This is a genomic window from Mesorhizobium sp. M7A.F.Ca.ET.027.03.2.1 (assembly GCF_003999175.1).
Lineage (GTDB): Bacteria > Pseudomonadota > Alphaproteobacteria > Rhizobiales > Rhizobiaceae > Mesorhizobium.
Map to the genome: position 1 here is coordinate 1 of NZ_RZOM01001471.1, position 1,096 is coordinate 1,096.

The 1,096-nt window shown below is 62.9% G+C and carries 1 protein-coding gene and 1 pseudogene; both read right to left on the minus strand.

What is annotated here, in order from left to right:
* Positions 1-582: biotin/lipoyl-binding protein (locus EN750_RS35700; protein WP_127399373.1), on the minus strand; the 582-nt coding region annotated here is incomplete at its 3' end.
* A 242-nt stretch (positions 583-824) separates the two neighbouring features.
* Positions 825-1,096 (minus strand): annotated as a pseudogene (locus tag EN750_RS35705) (LysE family translocator); the annotation flags it as partial.

Consider the following 1,096-nt stretch of genomic DNA (forward strand, 5'->3'; position numbering starts at 1 on the left):
AAGCTGGACATTGTCGGCATCGATTGTCGCCTTGTCGGCATCGACAGTCGCTGCGGCAGCCTTCTGCCCGGCGACGGCCTGGTCGTAGGTCTGCTGCGTGCCGGCCTGCTTGGCGACCAGATCCTTGGCGCGCTGGAGATCGGACTGCGAGCTGGCGAGCATCGCCTGATCCTTGGCCAGCGCCGCTTGATCCTTGGCCAGCTGCGCCTTCAGTGCCCGATCATCGAGCGAAAACAGCAGATCGCCGGTCTTGACCATCTGCCCGTCCTTGACGTCGATGGACACGATCTGGCTGGACACCCGCGCGTTGATGTTGACGACGGCGGGAGAGGAGACGAAGCCGATCGCATAACGCCGGATCGGGAAATCGGCTGTCGAGGCGACGGCCGAGAGGATGGAGGCCGAGCGCCCGGCATTGTCGGCCTTCTTGTCCGAAGCCGCAGCCTGTTTGTCCGGCGCGGCAACCTGCTTTGCGCCGATGACCTGCTGGACCCTGCCAAGCGCGTCAGGCGAAAGATAGAGCCACCCGGCCGCACCCAGGCAGGCGACGGCCAGCAACGAAAGAACGACTTTTCCACGCATGGTCACAGGCCCTCTCCACCCGACACGTCGTGGTCTGATGGTTCTATTCCAACGCGGCCCGTTGCCGCGATTTCGCCGAATAGATAGGACACGCCTTTGTCGGAAAAGGGCCAAAAGGCGGCATTACGAAGATTTAATGTGCACTGCACAATGGATGTGCAACACGGGGAGGCTCCCGATCCGGACGCTCCGCCGAGGGTGCGAATCCCGTCCCCCTACGATCGGATGGTGCGCCCCACGGCCTATTTAAGCATCGGCCAAAGCGTCGCCGCCAGCAGTACGCCCATGGCGATGTTGAACCATTTCAGCCGCACCGGATCCGACAGGAAACCGCGCAACGCGGTGCCGAACCCAGCCCACACCGAGACGCTCGGCAAATTGACGATGGTGAAAGCCACGGCGATCAACACCACCGACAGGAACGGGTGCTCGGCATTGGCATAGACGGCCATGGCGGTGATCGCCATCACCCACGCCTTGGGATTGACCCACTGGAATGCGGCCGCCTCGATGA